The sequence below is a fragment of the Stenotrophomonas sp. STEN046 genome (assembly GCF_056759755.1).
This window is the reverse complement of record NZ_JBRRDR010000004.1, coordinates 16,173-38,881: the sequence shown is the minus strand read 5'-3', so window position 1 is coordinate 38,881 and position 22,709 is coordinate 16,173. Positions and strand designations below refer to the sequence as shown.

Sequence of the window (22,709 nt, the reverse complement as noted above, 5' to 3'; positions counted from 1 at the left end):
TCAGGTTCCGTCGCTTATCAGGAAAATGGCGTACACGTTTTCGGTGTAGGTGATGGGGCCGGCTTCGATGGATTCGCGCAGGCGTGAGCCGGTGGTCTCGATCATGTCCGTCTGCACAGGCGACGGCAGCGATGGCGGTGTCACCATGTCGTCGCTTCTGGGCCAATTGCCCGCCTGCACGCCATAGGCGAAGTTCGGCGCCACATCGGAGATGCTGTACAGCCCGCGCAGCTTCGTGCCGTAGGCATTGGCAAGGCCCTGCGCGGATTGGCGCGTCGACGCCGCGGCCTCACCCTTGAGTTCCCGGCGCAGCGCCACTTCACCGGAGTACGTCGGTGCCATGCTGCTGACCTGTACGTTCTCGTTGGCCTTCAGCGCGCCCAGCACGTCCTGCATCTGCTTCACGCTGGCGAAGCTGGCGCGCAACTGGCGCGACACCTGGGTACCAATAAAAACCTGCCGGCTCTGCTCATAGCGGGTTGCCGGGCCGATCCGCAGGTTGTCCGCACGTACGCTGCCTTCCACCGCCTTGTACTGCTTGAACAGCGCCAGCACGCGGGCGACGTTGTCCTGCACGCGGCGGCGCGCGGCGTCGGCATCCATGTCGGTCTCTTCGATGTTCAGCTGCAGGCCGAACCGGTCCGGCATCACCGTCCGCGTGCCCTGCCCCTTCACCAGCAGGTGCGGCTGCGAGGGAATGGTATTGGCCTGCGCCCACGCGGAGGGAGCCATCGTGGCCAGCAGTGACGACCACAGCAATGCACTCAGCAGCTTCATGCGGTACTCCTTGTCTTGAATGGGAACAGCGGAACAACCACGGCGCGGCGGCCGTGGCGAGGCAGGCTTACAGGCCCTTGGCAGCCTGGGCGACGGCACGGAACAACGCGCGGCCCTTGTTCATCGTCTCGTCCCATTCCTTGTCCGGGTCCGAGTCGTAGACGATGCCGGCGCCGGCCTGCACGTACAGGCGGCCATCCTTGATGACCGCGGTGCGGATCGCGATGGCGGTATCGGCATCGCCGTGCCAGCCGATGTAGCCGATGCTGCCGGCGTAGACATTGCGCTTGATCGGTTCCAGCTCGCGGATCACTTCCAGCGCGCGGATCTTCGGCGCGCCGCTGACCGTGCCCGCCGGGAAGGTGGCACGCAGCACGTCGGCGTAGCTCAGGCCCGGCTGCAGCTGGCCGGTCACCTCGCTGACGATGTGCATGACGTGGCTGTAACGCTCGATCACGAACTGTTCGCCCACCTCCACGGTGCCAGCCTTCGACACGCGGCCGGCATCGTTGCGACCGAGGTCGATCAGCATCAGGTGCTCGGCGCGCTCCTTCGGATCGGCCAGCAGTTCGGCTTCCAGCGCCAGGTCCTGCTCGACGGTGGCACCGCGCGGGCGGGTACCGGCGATCGGGCGCACGGTCACTTCACCATCCTGCAGGCGCACCAGGATTTCCGGCGACGAACCGACCACCTGCAGGTCGCCGACATCGAGGAAATACATGTACGGCGACGGGTTCAATGCACGCAGCGCGCGGTACACATCCACCGGGCGCGCCTTGAACGGCACGCTCAGGCGCTGGCTGAGCACCACCTGGAAGATGTCGCCGGCACGGATGTATTCCTTGCTGCGCTGGACCGCATCGACGAAGCCTTCGCGGGTGAAGCCGGAGACGAAATCGGACTCGTCCAGCACGTCGCTGGTGAGCGGTGCGGGGTAACCGGCGCCCGGTGCGCGCAGCTTGGCCGTCAGTGCATCTAGGCGCGCCTGCGCCTTTTCGAAAGCACCCTCGGTACGCGGGTCGGCATGCACGATCAGGTACAGGCGGCCCTTGAGGTTGTCGAACACCGCCAGCTCGTTGGAATCCAGCAGCAGGATGTCCGGCGTGCCCAGCTCATCGCGGCCGGCTGGCGGCGCCAGGCGCGGCTCGATGTAGCCGATGCACTCGAAGCCGAACCAGCCGACCAGACCACCGGTGAAGCCCGGCAGGCCGTCCAGCTTGGGCACCGAGTGGGCGCTGCGCAGCGCCTCGACCTCGGCGAACGGATCGGCCACCTCGCGGGTTTCCACGACCTGGCCATCTTCACGCACGGTGAGGGTGTGGCCATGGAAGGCGTACACGCGACGCGCCGGCAGGCCGATGATCGAGTAGCGACCAAAGCGCTCGCCGCCTTCGACGGATTCAAACAGGTAGGTATTGGGGCCGTCGGCGAGCTTCAGATAGACCGAAAGGGGCGTGTCCAGGTCGGACAGCACTTCGCGGACGACGGGAATATGGGTGTGGCCTTCAGCGGCCTGCTGCTGAAACTGGGCGTGCGAGTTCAAGACGACTTTCCTTCCGGGACACAGCGTTATGGGGACGGACGACGGCAACAGGCCACCATCGCCACCAACGGCGTGCGGAAGAAAGGGTATGCGGGGTCGTCAGGCTGGACACCCGTTGACTGTATCGCAGCTTGAGCGGGAGGGAAACCCTGCGAAACTGAACGACGCAGAGCCCGGGCGGGCCGGCCAAGGGGACCGGTAGAGTCGACTCTCAGTCGACCTGCGCCCGAAGCGCTGGCATTTCGGACATCTGTTCGAAGAGCAGTTGACCAACAGTCGACCCTACCTTCCGCCGGATGCCCGGCCCAGCAGCGCGCAGTCATCCGGCAGATGCATCCGCACCCGGCCCGCCACGCAGTCGATGCGGAAGCTGCGCGCCTGCACGGGTTCGCCATCAAGATTCAGGGTCAACGGCTGCGGCGCATCGATCTGCAGCCAAGGCAACTGCGCGCGGGTCGCCACGCGCTCGAGTGCGGCTTCTTTGCCACCGGTGAGCATCTGGCCGAGCGTTGCGGCCACCTCGCCTTCCAGTTCGGGCACCACGGTAACGTCCAGCAGACCGTCATCGATCACTGCCTGCGGGCACAGCTGCTGGCCGCCACCGGCCTGGCGGCCGTTGCCGATGCCCAGCGCGATGAAGCCGCCTTCCCACTGGAAATCGGGCCCGCTCAGCCGCGCGGTGATCGGTTCGATGCGGCCGAGTTTGGCGATACCGGTGATCACATAGGCCAGGCCGCCGAGCATCTTCTTCAGGCCGGCATCGGTTTCCACTGTCACCTGCGTACCGAAGCCACCGCTGGCGAGGTTGGCGCACCACCACGGCTTGCCGTCGGCATCGACGCGCAACAGGTCCATCGGATGTGGCGCGCTGCTGGCGATCAACGCGAAGGCTTCCTGCGGCGCTACCGGAATACCCGCAGCGGTCGCGAAGTCGTTGGCGGTTCCCATCGGCACCAGCGCCAGCGAAGGCAGGGCCTCGGCCGGCTCGTCGCGATGCGCCAGGGTCTCGGCCACCGCGCTCAACGTGCCGTCGCCACCGGCGGTCACGATCACATCCACGCCATGGTCGATGGCCTCGGCGACGTAGCGTTCGGCGTCACCGTCTTCCCAGGTCACCCGCACTTCCAGCTGCACGCCGCGTTCGCGCCAGTGGCCCACGGCATCGCGCAGGTCGTCGTTGCCTGCGGATTTTCCGTTGAGGATCAGGCGCCAGCGCGGGGTGGTCATGCGGTGCATCCAGGCAATGGGGTGGCACAGGCTAGCAATGCGCTGTTTGTCCCCAGTGAATGTCACGAACGTGTCATTCAGCCAGCGGAGAATGAAAGGCCATAGCAGGGACGATGGATGGAGGCAGGATCAGCCTCCCACGCATGCAGCAAGGCCACGCCAGTGTTTGGCGTGGCTTTTTTTTTGTCTGCCAGGAGCATCCACGCATGGCGTGGATCTACTGAAGACCGTGCATGAACACAGTAGATCCACGCCCTGCGTGGATGCGTTTCGCCTCAACCGTTGGCGAAATCGTGCAATGCCTGGCCTTCCAGCCGGTACACCGTCCACTCGTCCTGCGGCTTGGCACCGGCGGCGGTATAGAACTCGATGGCCGGGGTGTTCCAGTCCAGTACCGACCACTCGAAGCGCCCGCAGCCTTCAGCCACCGCCTGCCGCGCGATGTATTTCAGCAGTGCCTTGCCCGCGCCGGAACCGCGCCTGTGCGGGCTGACGTACAGGTCTTCAAGGTAGATGCCCTTGCGCCCCAGCCAGGTGGAGTAGTTGTAGAAATACACCGCATAGCCGATGGCCTCGCCGTCGGCTTCACAGACCAGCGCGCGGGCGGTGGCGTCGGCGCCGAACAGGCTTTCGGCAATGCCGATCTCGTCGGTCTGCACCGAATGCTCGGCCTTCTCGTAGATGGCCAGTTCGCGGATGAACTGCAGGATCAGGCCGGCATCGGCGACGGTGGCCGGGCGGATGTTGAGGACGGCCACCGTGCTCATGGCTCAGCCCCGCGCCGCAGCGACGTTGGCGCGCATCTGCGCGATCACGTCCTGGTAGCTGGTCTTGGCGTTGAAGATGGCCGAACCGGCGACGAAGGTGTCGGCGCCGGCAGCGGCGATCTCGCCGATGTTGTCGGCCTTCACGCCACCGTCGATCTCCAGGCGGACGTCACGGCCGCTGGCATCGATCTTCTGGCGCACCACGCGCAGCTTGTCCAATGCCGAAGGAATGAAGGCCTGGCCGCCGAAGCCGGGGTTGACCGACATCAGCAGCACCAGGTCCAGGTCATCCAGCACCCAGTCGAGGATATCCACCGGGGTGGCCGGGTTGAGCACGATGCCCGGCTTGCAGCCCAGCGAACGGATCAGCTGGATGGTGCGGTGGACGTGGCGGCTGGCCTCCGGGTGGAAGCTGATGTAGGTGGCACCGGCCTCGGCGAAGTCCGGGATGATGCGGTCCACCGGCTCGACCATCAGGTGCACGTCGATCGGCGCGGTGACGCCGTGCTTGCGCAGCGCCTGGCAGACCATCGGGCCGATGGTCAGGTTGGGCACGTAGTGGTTGTCCATCACATCGAAGTGGACCCAGTCGGCGCCAGCGGCCAGGACGTTGTCGACTTCCTCGCCCAGGCGGGCGAAGTTGGCCGAAAGGATGGACGGAGCGATGAGGCAGTTGGACATGGCCGGGCCTTGATGCGGTAGGAAAGGGGGTCAGCGCTTGCGCAGCGTCTTGATGCGGTCGTAGGCGGCGTTGATGCGCCGGGACTTCTGCTCGGCCTGCTGCTGCAGCTCGGGAGCCGCGCCGCCCAGCTTGTCGGGGTGGTACTGGGAGATCAGCTTGCGGTAGGCACGCTCGACCTCGGCATCGGTCGCCTCGGAGGTCAGCCCCAGCTCGCGATAGGGGTTCTCCTTGTTCAGGCGGAACCAGTCGCTGTCGAAGGCATGGCCGAGCAACAGGCCAACGACCGCGCCAAACAGCGGATTGGGCCTGAACAGCAGGGCCCCGGCGATGAATCCGAGCAGTTTTCCGTACCAGCGCATGGCGCTCCGGGGTCGACCGACGAAATGGACACTCATTTTACGTCACAGCGGGCCCGGACCGCTTTACACTAGGCCGCCCGCTGACCAGTTGCGGGCCCGCCGGGTCCCCTGGGCAGCCGTCTCGACGAAGCCCCAGGAGTGCCCGTGCCAACCACGCTGTTGCAATCCGATCTCCCCGGCCTGCCCTTGCGCCATCGCGGCAAGGTGCGTGATGTGTTCGATATCCCGCGCGAGCGACTGCCGGCCGGTACGCCGCCGGGGGACTACCTGTTGATGGTCGCCACCGATCGCCTGTCGGCCTTCGACGTGGTCCTGCCCGACCCGATCCCGGGCAAGGGCGAGATGCTGTGCCAGGTATCCAACTTCTGGTTCGCCAAGACCGCGCACCTGATGCCCAACCACCTGACCGGCATCGACGTGGCCAGCGTGCTGCCCGAGGGCGTGGACGCGGCCCTGTACGCCAAGCGCGCGGTGGTCACCCGCAAGCTGAAGCCGGTGCCGGTGGAAGCGATCGCCCGCGGCTACCTGATCGGCAGCGGCTGGAAGGATTACCAGCGTACCGGCAAGGTCAGCGGCATCGACCTGCCCGATGGCCTGCGCCAGGCCGAGCAGCTGCCCGAGCCGATCTTCACACCCTCGACCAAGGCCGCCGTCGGCGACCATGACGAGAACATCGATTTCGATGCGATGGTGAAGGCGGTGGGTGCGGAGATGGCCGAGCGCGTACGCGACGCCACCCTGCGCATCTACAAGTTCGCCGCGGACTACGCACGCGAGCGCGGCATCATCCTGGCCGACACCAAGTTCGAGTTCGGTACCGATGCCGATGGCCGCCTGTACATCATGGACGAGATGCTGACGCCGGATTCCTCGCGTTACTGGCCGGCCGACGAGTACGAGGTGGGCACCAGCCCGCCGAGCTACGACAAGCAGTTCGTGCGCGATTACCTGGAGACGCTGGACTGGGGCAAGACCGCCCCGGGCCCGGGCATCCCGGCGGAAATCATCGAGCGCACCCGCGCCAAGTACGCCGAGGCGCTGCAGCGCCTGGCCGGGATCAGCGTCGACTGATCCCTTTGCGCCCCCGGCCGGTCTGGCTGGGGGCGTTCTGAATGCGATAGTGCCGGCCGCTGGCCGGCAACCTCGGCGAACCTGCTGCCAGGCCTGGCCTGGCTCTACTGTCGGCCCCGGCCGGGGTATGCTGGCCGCATGCAGACCACCACCCAGCTTGCGCGGCCGATCGACCGCTACTTCGCCAGCTATTCCGACGACCACCGCAATGTGATCAACCAGCGCATCCACGTGGTGGCGGTGCCGGCGATCCTGTGGTCGGTGGTGGCCCTGCTGTGGTGCGTGCCGCCGCTGATCACCTGGTTCCAGTACGGTATCTGGGCCGCCTTTGCGATGTTCAGCGCGTGGTGCTTCTACAACAAGCTGTCGCGGCCGCTGGGTATCGGCATGCTCATCCAGTTCTTCGTGTTCGGCTGTCTGTGCCGGCTGCTGGAGGCCGAAATCGGCCTGCACAACCTGTTGTGGCTGGCGGTGGGCGTCTTTGTGGTGGCCTGGGTCGCGCAGTTCGTCGGTCACAAGTTCGAGGGCCGCAAGCCCAGCTTCCTGACCGACCTGACCTACCTGCTGATCGGCCCGGCCTGGGTGATGGCCAAGGCCTACCGCAAGCTCGACTGGCGCTACTGACCCGTCCGCTCGCGCCATTGCGCGTCGTTTCCTGAACGGGGGAAGCCCGTCACCCGGATTGCACTGGCAGGCTGCCAGCCTGCAGTGGTCACCCCTGCCGCCCCTTCCGTCCTGCAGTGACAGCCCCTGTGCGACAGGGCCTGCGCTGCCCCTGCGCCGGCGTAGGGGGTGCCGGAGAGCGACCGGAAGGACACCGCAGTAACGGCATGCTGCGTCGCAGAAAAAATGAATCAGCGAACGTTACATGCAATTGATCGCTGTTCGAAGGGTTTCGGCGACATTTGACGGCCTGTTATCCTCCCTGACCTGCTCGTGAATCATGGATTCCCTGCATGCTCCCCAGCCTGCCCCTGCTGCTGGCCCTGCCGTTCCTGATGGCAGTGGCTGTTGCAGCCTTCCCCCGTAGTTCGCGCTCGACTGCTGCCTGGCTGGCGGCGCTGGCGCCGTTGGGCGGGCTGGCGATCCTCGCCTGGCTGACCCCATCGGTGCTCGATGGCCAGGTGGTACGGACGATGGTGCCGTGGCTGCCGCAGATCGGCCTGGACTTCACCCTTCGCCTGGACGGCCTGGCCTGGATGTTCGCCGGGCTGGTGCTGGGCATCGGCGCGCTGGTGGTGCTGTACGCGCGCTACTACCTGAGCAGCCACGACAACGCGCACCGCTTCTATACCTACCTGCTGCTGTTCATGGGCGCCATGCTGGGCATGGTGCTGTCGGGCAACCTGTTGCTGCTGATGATCTTCTGGGAAATGACCAGCATCAGCTCGTTCCTGCTGATCGGTTTCTGGTCGCACCGCCAGGATGCCCGCGAAGGCGCGCGGATGGCGCTGGTGATCACCGGCGGCGGCGGCCTGGCCCTGTTGGCCGGCGTGCTGCTGATCGGACGCATCGTTGGCAGCTTCGATCTTGATGTGGTGCTGGCGGCTGGCGAGCAGATCCGTGCCAGCGCGCTGTACCCGTATGCCCTGTTCCTGGTATTGGCCGGCATCTTCACCAAGAGCGCGCAGTTCCCGTTCCATTTCTGGCTGCCGCATGCGATGGCAGCGCCCACCCCGGTGTCGGCCTACCTGCATTCGGCCACCATGGTGAAGGCTGGCGTGTTCCTGCTGGCGCGCCTGCATCCGGCGCTGGCCGGCAGCGACCTGTTCTTCTATACGGTCAGCGGCGTCGGTGCGATCACCCTGCTGATCGGTGCCTGGAACGCGATCTTCCAGCACGACCTGAAGGGCCTGCTGGCCTATTCGACGATCTCGCACCTGGGCCTGATCACGCTGCTGTTCGGCCTCTCCACGCCGATGGCGGTGGTCGCCGGCGTGTTCCACATCATCAACCACGCCACCTTCAAGGCCTCGCTGTTCATGGCCGCGGGCATCATCGACCACGAAACCGGCACCCGCGACATGCGCAAGCTGGGGGGCCTCAGGAAGCTGATGCCGTTCACCAGCGCGCTGGCGATCATCGCCTCGCTGGCGATGGCCGGCATCCCGCTGCTCAACGGCTTCCTGTCCAAGGAAATGCTGTTTGCCGAAGCGCTGAGCGCTGGCGGCACCGACACCATGCGCATGGCGGTATCGATCGCCGCGCTGCTGGCCGGTGTGTTCGGGGTGGCTTACAGCCTGCGCTTCGTGCACGACACGTTCTTCGGCAAAGGCCCGCATGACCTGGACCGCGTACCGCATGAGCCGCCGCGCTGGATGAAGGTGCCGGTGGAAATCCTGGTGGTGATCTGCGTGGCGGTGGGTATTGCCCCCGCACTGACCGTCGCACCGGTGCTGCACGCCGCTGCGGCCTCGATCCTCGGCAATGCGATGCCCGAGTACAGCCTGTCGGTGTGGCATGGCTTCAACCTGCCGCTGGCAATGAGCGCGATCGGCGTGATCGGTGGCGTGGCGCTGTACTTCGGCCTGCGCAAGCTGATCGACCTGCACGGGGTAACCAACACCTCGCCCGGCCGCAATGCCTTCCACCACCAGCTGGACCTGCTCTCGGCCGGTGCACAGCGCCTGACCGCCGGCATCGCCAACGGCAGCCTGCAGCGCATGCTGCTGGGCCTGGTGGTGGTGGCGATCGTGGTCGCCGCCGCGCCCTACATCGCCAACCCGGCGTCGCCGGAATGGACCAGGCCGCAGCCGATCCCGCTGCTGGGCTGGGCGCTGTGGCTGGTGATGATGTCCTGCGCGGTGGCCACGCTGCGCATGTACAAGCAGCGCCTGCTGGCGGTGCTGCTGGTCGGTGGCGTCGGCCTGATGGTGGCGCTGACCTTCGTGTTCCTGTCCGCACCGGACCTGGCGCTGACCCAGCTGCTGGTGGAGATGGTCACCCTGGTACTGATGCTGCTGGGGATGAACTACCTGCCTGCACAGTCCGGACCGGAGCGGCCACGCTGGCGCAAGCGCCGCGACGCGGCGATCGCGATCATCGCCGGTGCCGGGCTTGGTGCGCTGGCTTACAGCGCCATGACGCTGCCGCCGAATACGATGGCCGGCGAGCTGCTGGGCCGTGCCCTGCCCGAGGCGTACGGCCAGAACGTAGTCAACGTGATCCTGGTCGACTTCCGCGGTTTCGATACCTTCGGCGAGATCACCGTGTTCGGCATCGCAGCGCTGGTGGTGCATGCACTGCTGCGGCGCACGCGGATGGCGCCGGAGCAGATCATGCCCGGCCCGCCGATCAAGCTGCCGGTGCCGGCTGATCTTGCACAGATCATGTTCCCGCTGACCCTGACCGTGTCGATCTTCCTGTTCCTGCGCGGCCACAACGCACCCGGCGGCGGTTTCATCGCCGGGCTGGTGCTGGCGGTGCCGCTGCTGATCCAGTACGTGATCCAGGGTACGGCGTCGGTGGAGTCGCGCTTCGGCTTCGACTACATCCGCTGCATCGGCACCGGCCTGCTCATCGCGATCCTCAGCGGCAGCGCCTCGATGTTGTTTGGCGTACCGTTCCTGACCAGCGGCCACGTGGACCTGCACCTGCCGCTGATCGGCGAGGTACCACTGGCCAGTGCGATCGGCTTTGACATCGGCGTGTACCTGGTGGTGTTTGGTGGCGCGATGCTGATGCTTTCGATGATGGCGACCGTCAAACCCTCGCGCACCCGCACCGCGCGCAAGGGCGAGATCGACCTGCAACGCCGCTCGGCACGAACGGGGGAGATGCACTGATGGAACTGGCCCTGGCCTCTGCGATCGGCGTGCTGACCGCCATCGGTATCTACCTGCTGCTGCGCGCGCGCAGCTTCGATGTGATCCTGGGCATGACCTTCCTGTCCTATGCCACCAACCTGCTGATCTTCGCCGGTGGCCGCGTGGTACAGGGCAAGGCGCCGGTGCTGCAGGAGGGCGTGGAAAGCCATCTGGGCAACTACACCGACCCGCTGCCGCAGGCGCTGGTGCTGACCGCCATCGTCATTGCCTTTGCGATGACCGCCGTCAGCATCGTGCTGGCCATGCGCAGCCGCAGCGACAACCACAGTGACCACGTGGACGCGCACGAGCCGGACGATGATGCACCGCCGCGCCGGGGCGAGGACCGCGCATGAATCATCTGGTGATCCTGCCGATCCTGGTACCGCTGCTCGGCGCTGCGCTGTCGCTGTTCGTCGAACACCGCCGCTATGGGCCGAAGGTGCAGCGCGCCGTGGCGTGGACCGCACTGGGCGCGCTGGCGGTGGTGGTCGGGCTGTTGTTCGCCGACACCGCAGGCGGCGACATCCGCGTGTACCTGCTGGGTGACTGGCCGTCACGCCTGGGCATCGCACTGGTGGCCGACCGGCTGTCGGCGTGGATGCTGCTGACCACCCTGCTGCTGGCCATTCCCTGCCTGCTGCATGCCTGCTCGGGCTGGGACCGGCGCGCGCCGCACTTCCATGCGCTGTTCCAGTTCCAGCTGGTCGGCCTCAACGGCGCGTTCCTGACCGGCGACATCTTCAACCTGTTCGTGTTCTTCGAGGTGATGCTGATCGCCTCCTACGGCCTGCTGCTCAGCGGCGGCCGCGGCCTGCGCATGCGCATCGGCCTGCACTACGTGGTCTTCAACGTCACCGCCTCGACCTTGTTCCTGATCGCGCTGGGCCTGCTGTACGCCTCGCTGGGTTCGTTGAACATGGCCGAGCTGTCGCAGCGCATCGCCGAAGTGCCGCCGGCGCAGCTGACCCTGGTGAAGGCAACGCTGGGCCTGCTGCTGCTGGTGTTCTGCGCCAAGGCAGCGCTGATGCCGCTGTACCTGTGGCTGCCCGAATCGTACGCACGCGCGCCGGCTGCGGTGGCTGCGCTGTTTGCGATCATGACCAAGGTCGGCCTGTACGCGGTACTGCGCATCCAGATGCTGTGGTTCGGCGAGGATGCCGGGGCGATGGCCGGTTATGGCCGCGAGTGGCTGTTGTGGGCCGGCGTGGCGACGCTCGTGCTGGGCGGTCTGGGCGCGTTGGCAGCGGCGCGCCTGCGCGTGCTGATCTCCTACCTGGTGATCGTGTCGGCCGCGACGCTGTTCATCGCCTTCTCGGCAGGCACCCCGGAAGTGCTTTCGGCCGGCCTGTATTACCTGCCGCATAGCAGCTTCGTCGCCGCCGCGCTGTTCCTGGTGGCCGACCTGATCCGTCGCCGACGGGGGGGCGCCAGCGACCGCAAGGAAGTGATCGCGCCGATGCCGGGCAAGGAAACGCCCGCCGTGCTGTTCCTGATTGCCGCGGTGTCGGTGGCCGGCCTGCCGCCGTTGTCCGGCTTCCTGGCCAAGGCCGCGCTGCTGGCCGGCATGCCCGCGCAGTACACCGCTGCGGTGTGGACCGCGGTGCTGGTCAGCAGCCTGCTGGTGATCATGGGCCTGACCCGCGGCGGCATCCGCCTGTTCTGGCGCGTGCCGCTGCCCGACCCCGAGGCGCCGCCACCGCGCAAGGCACCACTGCGCCGGGTTGAGCTGTTTGCCGCCTGCATCCTGCTGGCCTACGGCATCGGCATGACCCTGTTTGCTGCCCCGCTGATGCAGCACACCGATGCCATCGCCACACAGCTGCTGCAACCGGGCGACTATGTGCAGCAGCTGCGCGCGACCACGCCGGAGATCCGCCAGCCATGACCGCCAAGCGCTCCCCGCTCCGCCGCCTGCTGCCCTCGCCCGCGCTCAGCGTGATGGTGGTGGTGTTCTGGCTGTTGATGTCCGACAGCTTCACCTTCGGCCAGTTCCTGCTGGGCCTGCTGCTGGGCCTGGTGATTCCGCTGTTCGCCGCGCGGCTGGACCGCGAGTTCGCCCGCATCGGCACCCTGCGGCCACTGCCCAAGCTGGTGTGCGTGACCCTGTGGGACATCCTGATGTCCAACATCCGCGTGGCCATCCAGGTGCTGGGCCCGGAAAAGAACATCCATCCCGGTTTCATCTGGTTGCCGCTGGACATTGCCAACATCCACGGCATCGCGGCACTGACCAGCATGATCACCCTGACCCCCGGCACGGTATCGGCCGCGCTCAGCGACGACCGCAGGTTCCTGCTGGTGCACGTGCTGCACCTGGAAGACCCGCAGGAGCTGATCGACACGATCAAGCGCCGTTATGAAGCCCCGTTGATGGAGATCTTCCCATGACTGGATTCCAGATCATCCAGACCACCCTGGTGGTGTGCATGCATGTGGTTGGCCTGGCGATGCTGCTGGCCACCTGGCGGCTGCTGCGCGGCCCCACCGTGCCCGATCGCATCCTTGCGCTGGATACGCTGTCGGTGACTGCCATCGCCGAGCTGATGCTGTTTGGCATGTACCTGAACTCGGCCATCTATTTCGAAGCGGCGTTGATCATCGCCATGCTCGGCTTCGGCAGCACCGTGGTGCTGAGCAAGTTCGTACTGCGCCGGGACATCGTCGAATGATCACCGCCCTCCAGATCGGCCTGTCGATCCTGCTGCTGTTCGGCTGCTTCTTCATCCTGGTCGGCGCATTGGGGCTGGTGAAGCTGTCCACGTTCTTCAAGCGCCTGCATGCACCGACCAAGGCCAGCACGCTGGGCGTGGGCTGCGTGCTGGTGTGTTCGGTCTGCTACCACATCTTCCTGGGGCAGGACCCGCAGCCGCGCGAGCTGCTGATCACCGTGTTCCTGTTCATCACCGCACCGATCAGCGCGCACCTGATGGCCAAGGCCGCGCTGTCGCTGCTGATGGAAACCCGCCCCAGCCTGCCGGGCAACGAGCGTGCGGAAGACGAGCAGCTGCCGCCGCCGGAACCGGAGCGGGAAGAGGAAACCACCGCGCGTTGACGGTGGGTGCCGACCGTTGATGGTGGGTGCCGACCGTTGGTCGGCACGGCCCGTTATCCACGCATGGCGTGGATCTACATCACCAGCGCGATTTCCAGGCCCAGCCAGGCCAGGAAGGCGCCCATCAGCACGGCACCTTCGACGCGGCTGATGCGCAGGTCGCCCCGCAGCATGGGGTACAGCACCAGCGCGAATGCCAGCACGGCCGGCAGCTCCAGGCGCACGAACGAAGCCGGCAACGCGAGTGGCTGCAGCAGGCCCATCGCGCCGATCACCAGCATCAGGTTGACCACGCTGGAGCCGAGCACGTGGCCCAGCACCATGTCACCGTGACCGCGACGCGCGGCGGCAATCGCTGCGGCCACCTCAGGCAACGCGGTGCCGATCGCCACCGGAAGCAGGCCGACCAGCAGCGGCGTCCAACCCAGCGCGGTGCCAAAATCAGCTGCAGCCCCTACCATCAGGCGCGCGCCCCAGTACAGGGCAACGGCGGCCAGCAGCACGCGCAGTACATTCAACGGCAGGCTGGTACGGCTCAGCGCCGATTCGGCGATGAGCGCCTGTACCTCGGCGCTTTCCCTGCGCCCGCGCCGCAGCAGCAGGAACTGCACCACCACGAACCCGGCAACCAGTACGCCCGCTTCCCAGCGCACCAGGCGGCCATCAAGACCGAACACGATCAGCAGCAGCCCCGCGGCCAGCAGGGCCCACCACAGCAGCACCTGCAGGCGGGCACGCAGCAGCAGTGGGGCCACCATGGCGGCCACGGCCAGGGTCAGGCCGAGGTTGACCACGCTGCTGCCGATGGCATTGCCCAGGGCGAGCTCCGGCTGCCCCACCACCAGCGCGCGGGCATTGACCGCCAGCTCCGGCAACGAGGTGGTGATGCCCAGCAGCAGCAGGCCGGCGGTGAACGCGCTGGCTCCGAAGCGCTGCGCCAGGCCGGAAACGGCCTTGACGATGGAATCCCCGCCCAACGCAAGCAGCAGCAGGCCGAGCAGGAACCAGGCAATGGCAATCGCGATCATCGAGCACTCCCCAGCGGTCGTGGCGAGATTCTACGCCCGGCCTGCCCGCAGTGGGCGGCCGGGCCCCGGGCGTCAGCCGCAGCCTTCGGCGTAATCGACCTGTGGGGTCTTGCCGACCCGCCAGCCAGCGACCTTGCCGTCGGCGCCAAGGGCGAAATCAACGATCGCCCCGCCTTCCTGCGCCGGGCGCACCCGCAGATGCTGGGCCTTGTCGTCGTACTTGTCCGGCACGACGTCACCGCGGTCGGGATACAGCACCTGCAGCTCGCCCAGGGTCATGCCGACCCGGCCGCCGCCGGGGGCGACAATCGCCTGGCTGCGCACGTCGTAGCGCACCAGCTTGCGTCCTTCGATCATCAACTTCGGGTCTTCGGCATCCTGCGGGCGCAGGAAGTAGCAGCCTTCGTTGCCATCATCGGCAGGCAGCGGCTTGCCCGCCGCGTCGCTGCCCAGGCCCTGCAACGGCGCACCGAAACCACTGCGCACTGCTGCGATGCCGGCGCCCAGGGCGACGCCGCCGAAACCATCCAGGCGCGCCGGGCTGTCCTGCCGCGTGTCGACCGGCGACGTAGTGGACAGATCGGCATCGGCGGGCGCCGAGGCATCCTTGGCCGGCTGGGCCGCAGGGGCTGGCGCGGTATCGGCCGGAGTGCCGGCATCGGGGCTTCGGTTGCAGGCGGCCAGCGACAACAGCAGCAGGCCAGCGATCGGGAGGGACTTCATGGGCGCGGATCCTTGGCACGAGGTGGCTGCACGCTAGCGCAGCGCGCGTGCAGGCGCTGCATTGTCATCGCCGTTTCATCGCCCTCATTCAGGCTGGGCACGCACCGACTTGGCTGTCCTTCCCATGCAACCGCGCAAGACCGATCTCGCCCGAACCGCGCTGCAGGCCCATCGCGCGCCGCTGGACATGCGCCAGCGCCGGTTGCTGATCCTGTGCGATGGCCAGCGCAGCATTGCCGAACTGACGGCATTGCTGGGCCAGGATGCAGCGGCAATGGTGATCCAGCTGATCCAGGCCGGCTACCTGGCCACGGCCGCGGATGCTGCGCCCCCTCCCGCCCCTGCACCGATTGCGGCACAGCCGCCAGTACCGACGGCAGCACCGTCTGCGCCCGCCGCGCCGGTCGAGCGTCGCCGCTCACTGGTCGCCGCGCGCATCTACGTACTGGGCATCCTGGAGATGCAGCGGCACCCGACGGCGGCAGCACTGTTCCGCGACCTGCAGCAGGCGCGAGCCGATGCCGACGTGCTGCGGGTGATGCGGCTCACGCTGCAGGCGCTGCCACAACTGACCTCGGAGGGCTATTGCCAGCGGGTGCGGCAGCGCCTGGTGGAAGCGCTGCCGATGGAGCATTGCGACGCCTTCGCCGAAGTGGCGTAATCGCAGGTTCCGGCGGCAAGCATCCACGCATGGCGTGGATCTACTGGATCACATCGCCGCCGGATAGATCCACGCCATGCGTGGATGCCGTGCACGTGGTCCTAGCGGGACGACCGGAAGTTGTTGCGCAGGCCGTTCCAGCACTGCTGGTAATCGCCCTGCCGATGGCCGGCAGACAGCGCCTGCGCCGTCGGGCGGATCACACCGCGGGTCTCGAACATGAAAGCCATGGTGTCCTTGATGACGTCCGGCCTGGACAGATCGGCGTTGGAAGCCTTGTCAAAGGTCGGCGCATCCGGGCCGTGGCCGCTCATGCAGTTGTGCAGCGAGGCCCCACCCGGCACGAAGCCTTCCGCCTTGGCGTCGTATGCCCCGTGCACCAGGCCCATGAATTCGCTGGCGATGTTGCGGTGGAACCACGGCGGCCGGAAGGTGTTCTGCGCCACCAGCCAGCGCGGCGGGAAGATCGCAAAATCCATGTTGCTGGTCCCGGGCGTATCGCTGGGCGAGTGCAGCACCAGGAAGATCGACGGGTCCGGGTGATCGTGGCTGATCGAACCGATGGTATTGAACCGGCGCAGATCATAGCGGTATGGCGCGTAGTTGCCGTGCCAGGCGACCACGTCCAGCGGCGAGTGATCGATCGGCGCGCGCCACAGGCGGCCGTCGAACTTGGCGATCAGCTCGAAGTCGCCGTCGATGTCTTCGAACGCCGCGTGCGGGGTCTCGAAGTCGCGCGGATTGGCCAGGCCGTTGGAACCGATCGGGCCGAGGTCGGGCAGCTTCAGCAGCGCCCCGAAGTTCTCGCAGATGTAGCCGCGGCTCGGGCCATCGGGCAGCTCGACGCGGAAGCGCACGCCACGCGGAATCACCGCGATCTGCTGCGGCTCGATCTCGATCACGCCCAGCTCGGTCAACAGGCGCAGGCTGCCCAGCTGCGGCACGATCAGCAGCTCGCCATCGGCATCGTAGAAGTAGCGGCCGACCATGTCGCGGTTGGCCGCGTACAGATGGATGCCAACACCGGCGTGCGCGTCGGGCGAGCCGTTGCCGCCCATCGTGTACAGGCCTTCGACGAAGTCGGTCGGCAGTTCCGGCATCGGCAGCGGGCTCCAGCGCAGCTGGTTCGGCGAGGCCGGCTGTGCGCCGAAATCACACTGCAGCTGCGACTGCGCGAACGGGGTGAACTCACCGTGGGTGACGGCCGGACGGATGCGGTACAGCCAGCTGCGGCGGTTGCTGCCGCGCGGCGCGGTGAAGGCGGTGCCGGTCAACTGTTCGGCGTACAGGCCGTGGGCCGCTTTCTGCGGTGAGTTCTGCCCGACCGGCAGCGCGCCGGCGACGGCCTCGGTGGCAAATTCGTTGCCGAAACCGGACTGGTAGCCGCGGGCGGCGATGGCGGTGGACATGGTGGCTCCTGGAAACGGCTGGGCCGGAACGGAAAGCAGCCGAGCATGGCTCGGCTCTACAGGTGAGCAGGCGCCGGGCAGGACCCGGCGCCTGCCGGAACGTTACAGCACGCCGCGGCGGATCTGGTCGCGCTCGATGCTCTCGAACAGCGCCGTGAAGTTGCCTTCGCCGAAACCTTCGTTGCCCTTGCGCTGGATGATCTCGAAGAAGATCGGGCCGATGCAGTTCTGGGTGAAGATCTGCAGCAGCTTGCGCTGGTGGGTTTCCGGGTCAGCGTCGATCAGGATCTTGTTCCTGGCCAGGCGCGCAACATCTTCGCCGTGGTTCGGCACGCGCTGGTCGATCACATCGAAATAGGTCTCCGGCGTGTCGAGGAAGTCCACGCCCTGTGCGCGCATCGCTTCAACGGTCTCGTAGATGTTCTCGGTGAAGCAGGCGATGTGCTGGATGCCCTCGCCCTTGTACGCGTCCAGATATTCGTTGATCTGGCTCTTGGGGTCGGACGATTCGTTCAGCGGGATGCGCACGATGCCGTCCGGTGCGGTCATCGCCTTGGACACCAGGCCGGTCTTCAGGCCCTTGATGTCGAAGTAGCGGATCTCGCGGAAGTTGAACAGGCGCTCGTAGTAATCCGACCACTGCTGCATGTTGCCGAAGTACAGGTTGTGGGTCAGATGGTCGATGAAGGTCAGACCGAAGCCCTTCGGGCGCAGCTCGGCGCCGGCGATCAGCTCGTAGTCGCCATCGAAGATGCTGCCGGCATCGCCGTAGCGGTCCACCAGGTACAGCATGCAATCGCCGATGCCCTTGATGACCGGGGCATTGACCGCCTTGCTTTCCGGCTTGAAGGCGATCGGCTCGGCACCGTTGCCCAGCGCGGTCTGGTAGACCTCGGCGCCCGGCTTCTTGAAGCGGATGGCGAAACCGCAGGCACACGGACCATGCTTTTCGGCGAAGTCGGCGGCGAACGAATCGGGGTCTTCGTTGACCAGGAAGTTGACGTCGCCCTGGCGATAGACGGTAATCGGGCGCTGCTTGTGCTTGAGCACCGCGCTGAAGCCCATCTTGCGGAAGTACTCGTGCAGCTCGGCACCACGGCCGGCCGGTGCGGCGAATTCGACGAACTCGAAGCCGTCGATGCCCATCGGGTTTTCGAAGGTGGTGACCTGCATGCCGGGGTTGGGGTGCGAAGCGGTCGGGACTGCGGTATTCATGGCGTGGCTCCGAATCGGTGCCGCATCGGCACAAACCAGGTGCGGGCGGGGTTGGACCCGGCGAGAATGCAGGGTACGGACCCATTACTTATAGTTACACTTGAAACCACCAGCAAGGTGCACCGCAACATGAGCCCCGATCCCGCCTCCACCCGCCTGCGTGCTTCGCACGTCCTGCTCGACCTGGAACAGTTCCTGCCGTACCGGCTGAGCGTGCTGTCCAACCGGGTCAGCGGCAATATCGCCAAGCTTTACGGCGACCGCTATGGCCTGGCCATTCCGGAATGGCGGGTGATCACCATCCTGGCGCTGTACCCGGGGTCGTCGGCCAGCGAGGTATCCGACCGCACGGCCATGGACAAGGTGGCGGTGAGCCGGGCGGTGGCGCGCCTGCTGGAGCGCGGTTTCATCAAGCGTGAGACGCATGGCGATGATCGCCGGCGCTCGGTGCTGGCGCTGTCGGCGGCGGGGTTCGAGGTGTACGAGACGATCGCGCCGATGGTGATCGAGATCACCCGCAAGCTGATGTCGGTGCTGAGCGAGGAAGAGGAACAGGTGCTGGAGAAGTTGATCCTGCGCCTGGCCGGGGATGGCTTGGAGCGGATGGGCGAAGGGGTCTGACCCCGGGGCGACGCCCCCCGCCGCCGACCGTGGTCGACACATGGATCCACGCCAGGCGTGGATGATGTCGCGGGCTGCGCTGTGAGGGATCCGGCGCAGGCCATTGATGACGTGCAACGCACGGTGTTCATGACCCGCCGACGAACGGTCTTTCGGCCGGGTTCGACTCAAGGTGTCGCGTTTACCACCTGATGTTTCGGCATCGGGCCGGTAGAGTCCTGACCGACAGAGCGGCTGTATCGAAATTCGCGTATCGAGTGGCATTGCCTATTGGACGGCCGGTTCCATCGGCCTGACGGTAGACGCGCAGCGGAGCACCGCTGCCGGGGTTGAAAGCCCGATGATCCGAAGGAAACCACGCCGCACCCGCCGTCGCCCATCGCGGGCGCCGGCGACTCGCGCTGCACCGCTTTGGCGGGCGGTGCGTGGGGCCGCTTGGCCGCCGTTCTTCCTTCGGATCACGGTCTTTCAACCACGCATCGCCTGCCGCCTTTCCGGTGGCCCCGCCACGGAGCTTCGTCATGACACGCCCCCATCCCCCCACCACCGCGCCCATCGACCATGAAACCGACCTGCAGCGCATCGACGAGGCGCTGGCCACGTTGGAGAACGTCGCCGAGGCGTGGTTTCAACATCATCGACTGAAGCGGTGCGAACCGGGCCTGCTGTTGTCGTTGAACCGGCTGCTCGATCTGACCAGTCTCGCCAAGGGCTACGCCAGTGCGCTGCGGGTGATTGCCGAGCCCTGACCCTGCTGGGACGCACCTCATGGATGACACACCCTCGCCCCTCCTGCCGCACACCAACGATCTGCTGGCTGACATCCGCGGATTGATCTCCACCTCCCGCGCCGGGATGGTCAGGACCGTCAATGCCGAACTGACACTTCTGTACTGGCAGATAGGACGCCGAATCCATGTCGATCAGCTGGATGGACGCCGGGCACGCTATGGAGATGTCCTGCTCAAGCGCATCGCCAGGACCCTCACTGCCGAGTTCGGCGGTTCGTTCGGTGAAAAGAGCCTGCGCAGGATGGTGCAGTTCTCCATTGCATTTGCCGACGAGCAGATTGTCGTATCACTGCTACGACAATTGAGCTGGACCCATTTCATCGCGCTGATTCCCCTGTCTGATCCGCTCAAGCGCGACTTCTATGCCCAGATGGCCAGTACGGAGGGTTGGAGTGTGCGCATGCTGCGACAGCGCATCGACTCGATGCTGTACGAACGCACAGCACTGTCTAGCCAGCCTGAGCAGACCATCGCAAATGAGCTGTCTGCACTGCGCAGGAACCAGCAGCTTTCCCCCGGGCTGGTCCTGCGCGACCCCTATGTGCTGGATTTTCTCGGACTCAAAGAGTGTTGGGACGAACAGGAACTGGAAGGCGCCATCCTGCGCGAAATGCAGGGGTTCCTGCTTGAACTCGGCGCGGGATTCAGTTTCGTCGCGCGTCAGAAGCGCATCCAGATCGATGACGACGACTTCCACCTGGACCTGCTGTTCTATAACCGTCGCCTGCGCAGACTGGTTGCCGTCGAACTGAAGATCGGTGACTTCAAGCCTGCGTACAAAGGCCAGATGGAGCTCTACCTGCGCTGGCTGGATCGCTATGAGCGGGAGGAAGGTGAGGAGGCACCACTGGGCATCATCCTCTGCACGGGGAAGAAAGCGGGCCAGATCGAGTTGCTTGAACTTGACCGCTCAGGCATCCATGTTGCGGAGTACCTGACATCACTCCCCTCGCGGGAGGTTCTCAAACAGCGGCTGCAGGCCGCCACTGAGCGTGCCCGGCAACGCATGGATTCCGCTGCCGCAGACACCGACCTATCGCCGCGCCGCGGGAGGAATCGGTAGATCCACGCCATGCGCAGGCGAGCCTCGCGCTCAGCTCAGATGCTTGCGCCGCGCGTGGATCCACGGCACCGCCAGCGCACCAATGGCGCCACCGGCAAACCCCAGTGAAGCCGCGACGGTTGCCGCTTCCACTGCACCCGGCAACGCCAGCGCTGCGGTCACCAGCAGCAGCGAAGGCAGGCCGATGAAGCAGCCGAGGAAGAAGGTCCAGCGTGGCGACCAGGTGTTGAGCTGCAGCAGGCTGACCGGCTGCCATTGCTCGGACGAAGCATCTTCTGCGATCTTCGCCACGAGCTTGCCAAGATCCACTTCCGGCACCAGCTTGCCCGGGCGCGCGGCAGCAATCGCTTCGGCCACGGCTTCAACCGGTGGGTAGCTGGCGGGCCAGGCCACCGGCGACGGTACGCTGTAGGCCGTCAGCAACGGCACGCTCAACCACGGCGCCACCAGTGGGCGCAGGCGCCGGCGACCGTGCACGCACCAGATCTGCGGCTGGCCATGTGCGGTCACGCTGTACAAGGCCAGTTCGCCCGGCGGCGGGTAACCGAGCATGGTGACCCGCGCGGCCAGGCTGTCCTGGTCCATCGCACGCAGGAAACCGGGACGGCTGCGCCCCTCCTGCATCCAGGCAAGACCGAGTGCGCCGACCAGATAGGCCTCGGCGACGTCCTTGCTGCCAGCGCTGGCACGGTCATCGCTGGCCAGGTACCACGCCAGCGATTTCGGTTCGGGTACGTCGCCCAGCCCCCAACGGCTGTCGTCGCCGAGCACATGGCGCACGGGAAGACGCGCGGGCGCGGTTTCGCCGCGTTCGCCGGGCTGCAGGAACGGCAGCACGCCCTGCACGAAACTGGACAGGTCGATGGCGCGTACGCCGTTGCCGTGCCATTCCGGCGGCAACAGCGCGGCCAGCTGGCCTTCGGCGGCGATACGATCCAGGCGCGATTTCTGTTCCACCAGTTTCTGCACCGCGCCTTTCAGCACCACGTTGTCGGGCAAGGCAATCTGCGGCAGCCGATGGCGGGGCGGGGCCAGGTCGAGGGTGTCTTCGCCGGTGCCAGCGTCATCCAGCAGGGATTCCTGCGGCGGCAGGCTCACACCCTCGGGCGCCACGGCGTCGGCCAGGTCGCTGGCAGGTTCGGGCAGGCGTTCGGCGTGGTCGCTGTGCATGGGCGCTCCGGAAGGTAGAGAGTCGACGTTCCTGTCGACTGACGTCCTTGCCGTTAGCGGCCGTAGAGGCGTGATCTGTAGATCGGCGCCGCGCGTGGTGGATCGGAGAAGCCGCCGGGCACGGCCCGGCGCTACCGTGCCGTTGGCGATGCCCATTGCTTGAGGAAGGCCATCACGCGCGCGACCGGGTAGGCATTGCCTTTGCGCAGCACGTCGACAGGCTGCGGCGCCAGCAGGGTACCGTCGGCATCCAGCACCAGCAGGTGAGGGTGTTCGCCCTGTATCTGCGGGAACTGGCGGAGGAAGTCCGCGTTGGCGTTCTCGGCACTGTCGTTGACCTTCATCCACACATAGTGGGCATCGCGGAAGCGGCGCAGGTCGCCGTTGCCTTCCACGGTTTCATCCAGCAGATGGCAGGGCTCGCAGGCCGTATTGCCCACTTCCAGGATGATCCGCTTGTTGCCCCGCTGGGCTTCGACCTTGGCACTTTCCAGGTCGGCGGCAGGGTTGCGGGCCGGGTCGAACTGCGCGCCCAGCCCCGCGATGGCGGCGATGTCGGCCGCCGCCGGGGTGTTGCCCGAGGCCACCGGTTCGCTGGGGTCAGCGACCGGTGGCTCGGTGGGACGGGTATCAAGGGGCTGCGTGGGCGCGGGGGCCGCGGGAGGTTGAGGCTGCGAACAGGCGCCGATCAGCGCCGCACACACCACTGCCACCACTGCACCACCGAACGCTGTACGCATG

24 protein-coding genes are annotated in these 22,709 nt (G+C 66.5%); 12 read left to right on the top strand and 12 right to left on the bottom strand.

What is annotated here, in order from left to right:
* The 6 genes from ACVOLJ_RS03330 to ACVOLJ_RS03305 form a co-directional block, all read right to left on the bottom strand.
* On the bottom strand, positions 1–777 hold the full coding sequence (locus ACVOLJ_RS03330; protein WP_475278571.1) for an SIMPL domain-containing protein: 777 nt from the start codon (positions 775–777) through the stop codon (positions 1–3).
* A 67-nt stretch (positions 778–844) separates the two neighbouring features.
* Positions 845–2,320, bottom strand: coding sequence for an anthranilate synthase component I (gene trpE, locus ACVOLJ_RS03325; protein WP_475278572.1), 1,476 nt, complete (start codon positions 2,318–2,320; stop codon positions 845–847).
* Positions 2,321–2,602: 282 nt separating this feature from the next.
* A complete protein-coding gene (gene yegS, locus ACVOLJ_RS03320; RefSeq protein WP_475278573.1) occupies positions 2,603–3,547 on the bottom strand; it encodes a lipid kinase YegS in 945 nt (314 codons plus the stop codon).
* 275 nt (positions 3,548–3,822) lie between these two features.
* Positions 3,823–4,305 carry an N-acetyltransferase family protein gene (locus tag ACVOLJ_RS03315; RefSeq protein ID WP_475278697.1) on the bottom strand — a complete coding sequence of 161 codons (483 nt, stop codon included), beginning with the start codon at positions 4,303–4,305 and terminating at the stop codon, positions 3,823–3,825.
* Positions 4,306–4,317: 12 nt separating this feature from the next.
* On the bottom strand, positions 4,318–4,995 hold the full coding sequence (rpe, locus tag ACVOLJ_RS03310) for a ribulose-phosphate 3-epimerase (protein ID WP_475278574.1): 678 nt from the start codon (positions 4,993–4,995) through the stop codon (positions 4,318–4,320).
* Between the two features lie 30 nt (positions 4,996–5,025).
* Complete coding sequence (locus ACVOLJ_RS03305) at positions 5,026–5,355, bottom strand: J domain-containing protein (protein WP_025874605.1); 330 nt, start codon at positions 5,353–5,355, stop codon at positions 5,026–5,028.
* A gap of 144 nt (positions 5,356–5,499) precedes the next feature.
* Between ACVOLJ_RS03305 and ACVOLJ_RS03300 the strand changes: the two genes are divergently transcribed.
* The 8 genes from ACVOLJ_RS03300 to ACVOLJ_RS03265 all read left to right on the top strand — a co-directional run bounded on the left by ACVOLJ_RS03300 (position 5,500) and on the right by ACVOLJ_RS03265 (position 13,287).
* On the top strand, positions 5,500–6,426 hold the full coding sequence (locus tag ACVOLJ_RS03300; protein ID WP_475278575.1) for a phosphoribosylaminoimidazolesuccinocarboxamide synthase: 927 nt from the start codon (positions 5,500–5,502) through the stop codon (positions 6,424–6,426).
* A gap of 138 nt (positions 6,427–6,564) precedes the next feature.
* Positions 6,565–7,050: an Mpo1 family 2-hydroxy fatty acid dioxygenase gene (locus ACVOLJ_RS03295; protein WP_475278576.1), complete on the top strand. Its 486-nt coding sequence runs from the start codon at positions 6,565–6,567 to the stop codon at positions 7,048–7,050.
* Positions 7,051–7,382: 332 nt separating this feature from the next.
* On the top strand, positions 7,383–10,211 hold the full coding sequence (locus ACVOLJ_RS03290; protein WP_475278577.1) for a monovalent cation/H+ antiporter subunit A: 2,829 nt from the start codon (positions 7,383–7,385) through the stop codon (positions 10,209–10,211).
* Positions 10,211–10,588 carry a Na+/H+ antiporter subunit C gene (locus ACVOLJ_RS03285; RefSeq protein WP_025874601.1) on the top strand — a complete coding sequence of 126 codons (378 nt, stop codon included), beginning with the start codon at positions 10,211–10,213 and terminating at the stop codon, positions 10,586–10,588. The genes ACVOLJ_RS03290 and ACVOLJ_RS03285 overlap by 1 nt, the downstream gene beginning before the upstream one ends.
* A complete protein-coding gene (locus ACVOLJ_RS03280) occupies positions 10,585–12,120 on the top strand; it encodes a monovalent cation/H+ antiporter subunit D (RefSeq protein WP_475278578.1) in 1,536 nt (511 codons plus the stop codon). Before ACVOLJ_RS03285 ends, ACVOLJ_RS03280 begins: the two co-directional genes overlap by 4 nt.
* On the top strand, positions 12,117–12,623 hold the full coding sequence (locus ACVOLJ_RS03275; protein WP_475278579.1) for a Na+/H+ antiporter subunit E: 507 nt from the start codon (positions 12,117–12,119) through the stop codon (positions 12,621–12,623). The genes ACVOLJ_RS03280 and ACVOLJ_RS03275 overlap by 4 nt, the downstream gene beginning before the upstream one ends.
* On the top strand, positions 12,620–12,904 hold the full coding sequence (locus ACVOLJ_RS03270) for a K+/H+ antiporter subunit F (protein WP_025874598.1): 285 nt from the start codon (positions 12,620–12,622) through the stop codon (positions 12,902–12,904). Before ACVOLJ_RS03275 ends, ACVOLJ_RS03270 begins: the two co-directional genes overlap by 4 nt.
* Positions 12,901–13,287, top strand: a complete 387-nt coding sequence (locus ACVOLJ_RS03265; protein ID WP_475278580.1) for a Na+/H+ antiporter subunit G — start codon at positions 12,901–12,903, stop codon at positions 13,285–13,287. Before ACVOLJ_RS03270 ends, ACVOLJ_RS03265 begins: the two co-directional genes overlap by 4 nt.
* 74 nt (positions 13,288–13,361) lie before the next feature.
* Here ACVOLJ_RS03265 and ACVOLJ_RS03260 read toward each other — a convergent pair whose 3' ends face one another.
* Positions 13,362–14,315 (bottom strand): sodium:calcium antiporter, encoded by a 954-nt coding sequence (locus tag ACVOLJ_RS03260; RefSeq protein ID WP_481563450.1) that lies wholly within the window; start codon positions 14,313–14,315, stop codon positions 13,362–13,364.
* A gap of 72 nt (positions 14,316–14,387) precedes the next feature.
* Positions 14,388–15,038, bottom strand: coding sequence for a hypothetical protein (locus tag ACVOLJ_RS03255; protein WP_475278582.1), 651 nt, complete (start codon positions 15,036–15,038; stop codon positions 14,388–14,390).
* Between the two features lie 124 nt (positions 15,039–15,162).
* Between ACVOLJ_RS03255 and ACVOLJ_RS03250 the strand changes: the two genes are divergently transcribed.
* Complete coding sequence (locus ACVOLJ_RS03250) at positions 15,163–15,699, top strand: hypothetical protein (protein WP_475278583.1); 537 nt, start codon at positions 15,163–15,165, stop codon at positions 15,697–15,699.
* 101 nt (positions 15,700–15,800) lie between these two features.
* On the opposite strand, the gene hmgA is transcribed toward ACVOLJ_RS03250, so the two are convergent.
* Positions 15,801–17,108: a homogentisate 1,2-dioxygenase gene (gene hmgA / locus ACVOLJ_RS03245; RefSeq protein ID WP_475278584.1), complete on the bottom strand. Its 1,308-nt coding sequence runs from the start codon at positions 17,106–17,108 to the stop codon at positions 15,801–15,803.
* A gap of 102 nt (positions 17,109–17,210) precedes the next feature.
* Positions 17,211–18,323: a 4-hydroxyphenylpyruvate dioxygenase gene (hppD, locus tag ACVOLJ_RS03240; protein ID WP_475278585.1), complete on the bottom strand. Its 1,113-nt coding sequence runs from the start codon at positions 18,321–18,323 to the stop codon at positions 17,211–17,213.
* A 129-nt stretch (positions 18,324–18,452) separates the two neighbouring features.
* Between hppD and ACVOLJ_RS03235 the strand changes: the two genes are divergently transcribed.
* The 3 genes from ACVOLJ_RS03235 to ACVOLJ_RS03225 all read left to right on the top strand — a co-directional run bounded on the left by ACVOLJ_RS03235 (position 18,453) and on the right by ACVOLJ_RS03225 (position 20,798).
* Positions 18,453–18,944, top strand: coding sequence for a MarR family winged helix-turn-helix transcriptional regulator (locus tag ACVOLJ_RS03235; protein ID WP_475278586.1), 492 nt, complete (start codon positions 18,453–18,455; stop codon positions 18,942–18,944).
* 521 nt (positions 18,945–19,465) lie between these two features.
* Entirely contained in the window at positions 19,466–19,693 is a 228-nt protein-coding gene (locus ACVOLJ_RS03230; RefSeq protein WP_475278587.1) for a hypothetical protein, read from the top strand.
* A gap of 19 nt (positions 19,694–19,712) precedes the next feature.
* Positions 19,713–20,798, top strand: coding sequence for a PDDEXK nuclease domain-containing protein (locus ACVOLJ_RS03225; RefSeq protein WP_481563449.1), 1,086 nt, complete (start codon positions 19,713–19,715; stop codon positions 20,796–20,798).
* Positions 20,799–20,828: 30 nt separating this feature from the next.
* On the opposite strand, the gene ACVOLJ_RS03220 is transcribed toward ACVOLJ_RS03225, so the two are convergent.
* Together ACVOLJ_RS03220 and ACVOLJ_RS03215 are read right to left on the bottom strand one after the other, a co-directional pair.
* Positions 20,829–21,968: a hypothetical protein gene (locus tag ACVOLJ_RS03220; RefSeq protein ID WP_481563448.1), complete on the bottom strand. Its 1,140-nt coding sequence runs from the start codon at positions 21,966–21,968 to the stop codon at positions 20,829–20,831.
* Positions 21,969–22,099: 131 nt separating this feature from the next.
* Positions 22,100–22,708 (bottom strand): thioredoxin family protein, encoded by a 609-nt coding sequence (locus ACVOLJ_RS03215; protein ID WP_481563447.1) that lies wholly within the window; start codon positions 22,706–22,708, stop codon positions 22,100–22,102.
* Position 22,709 lies beyond the last annotated feature (1 nt).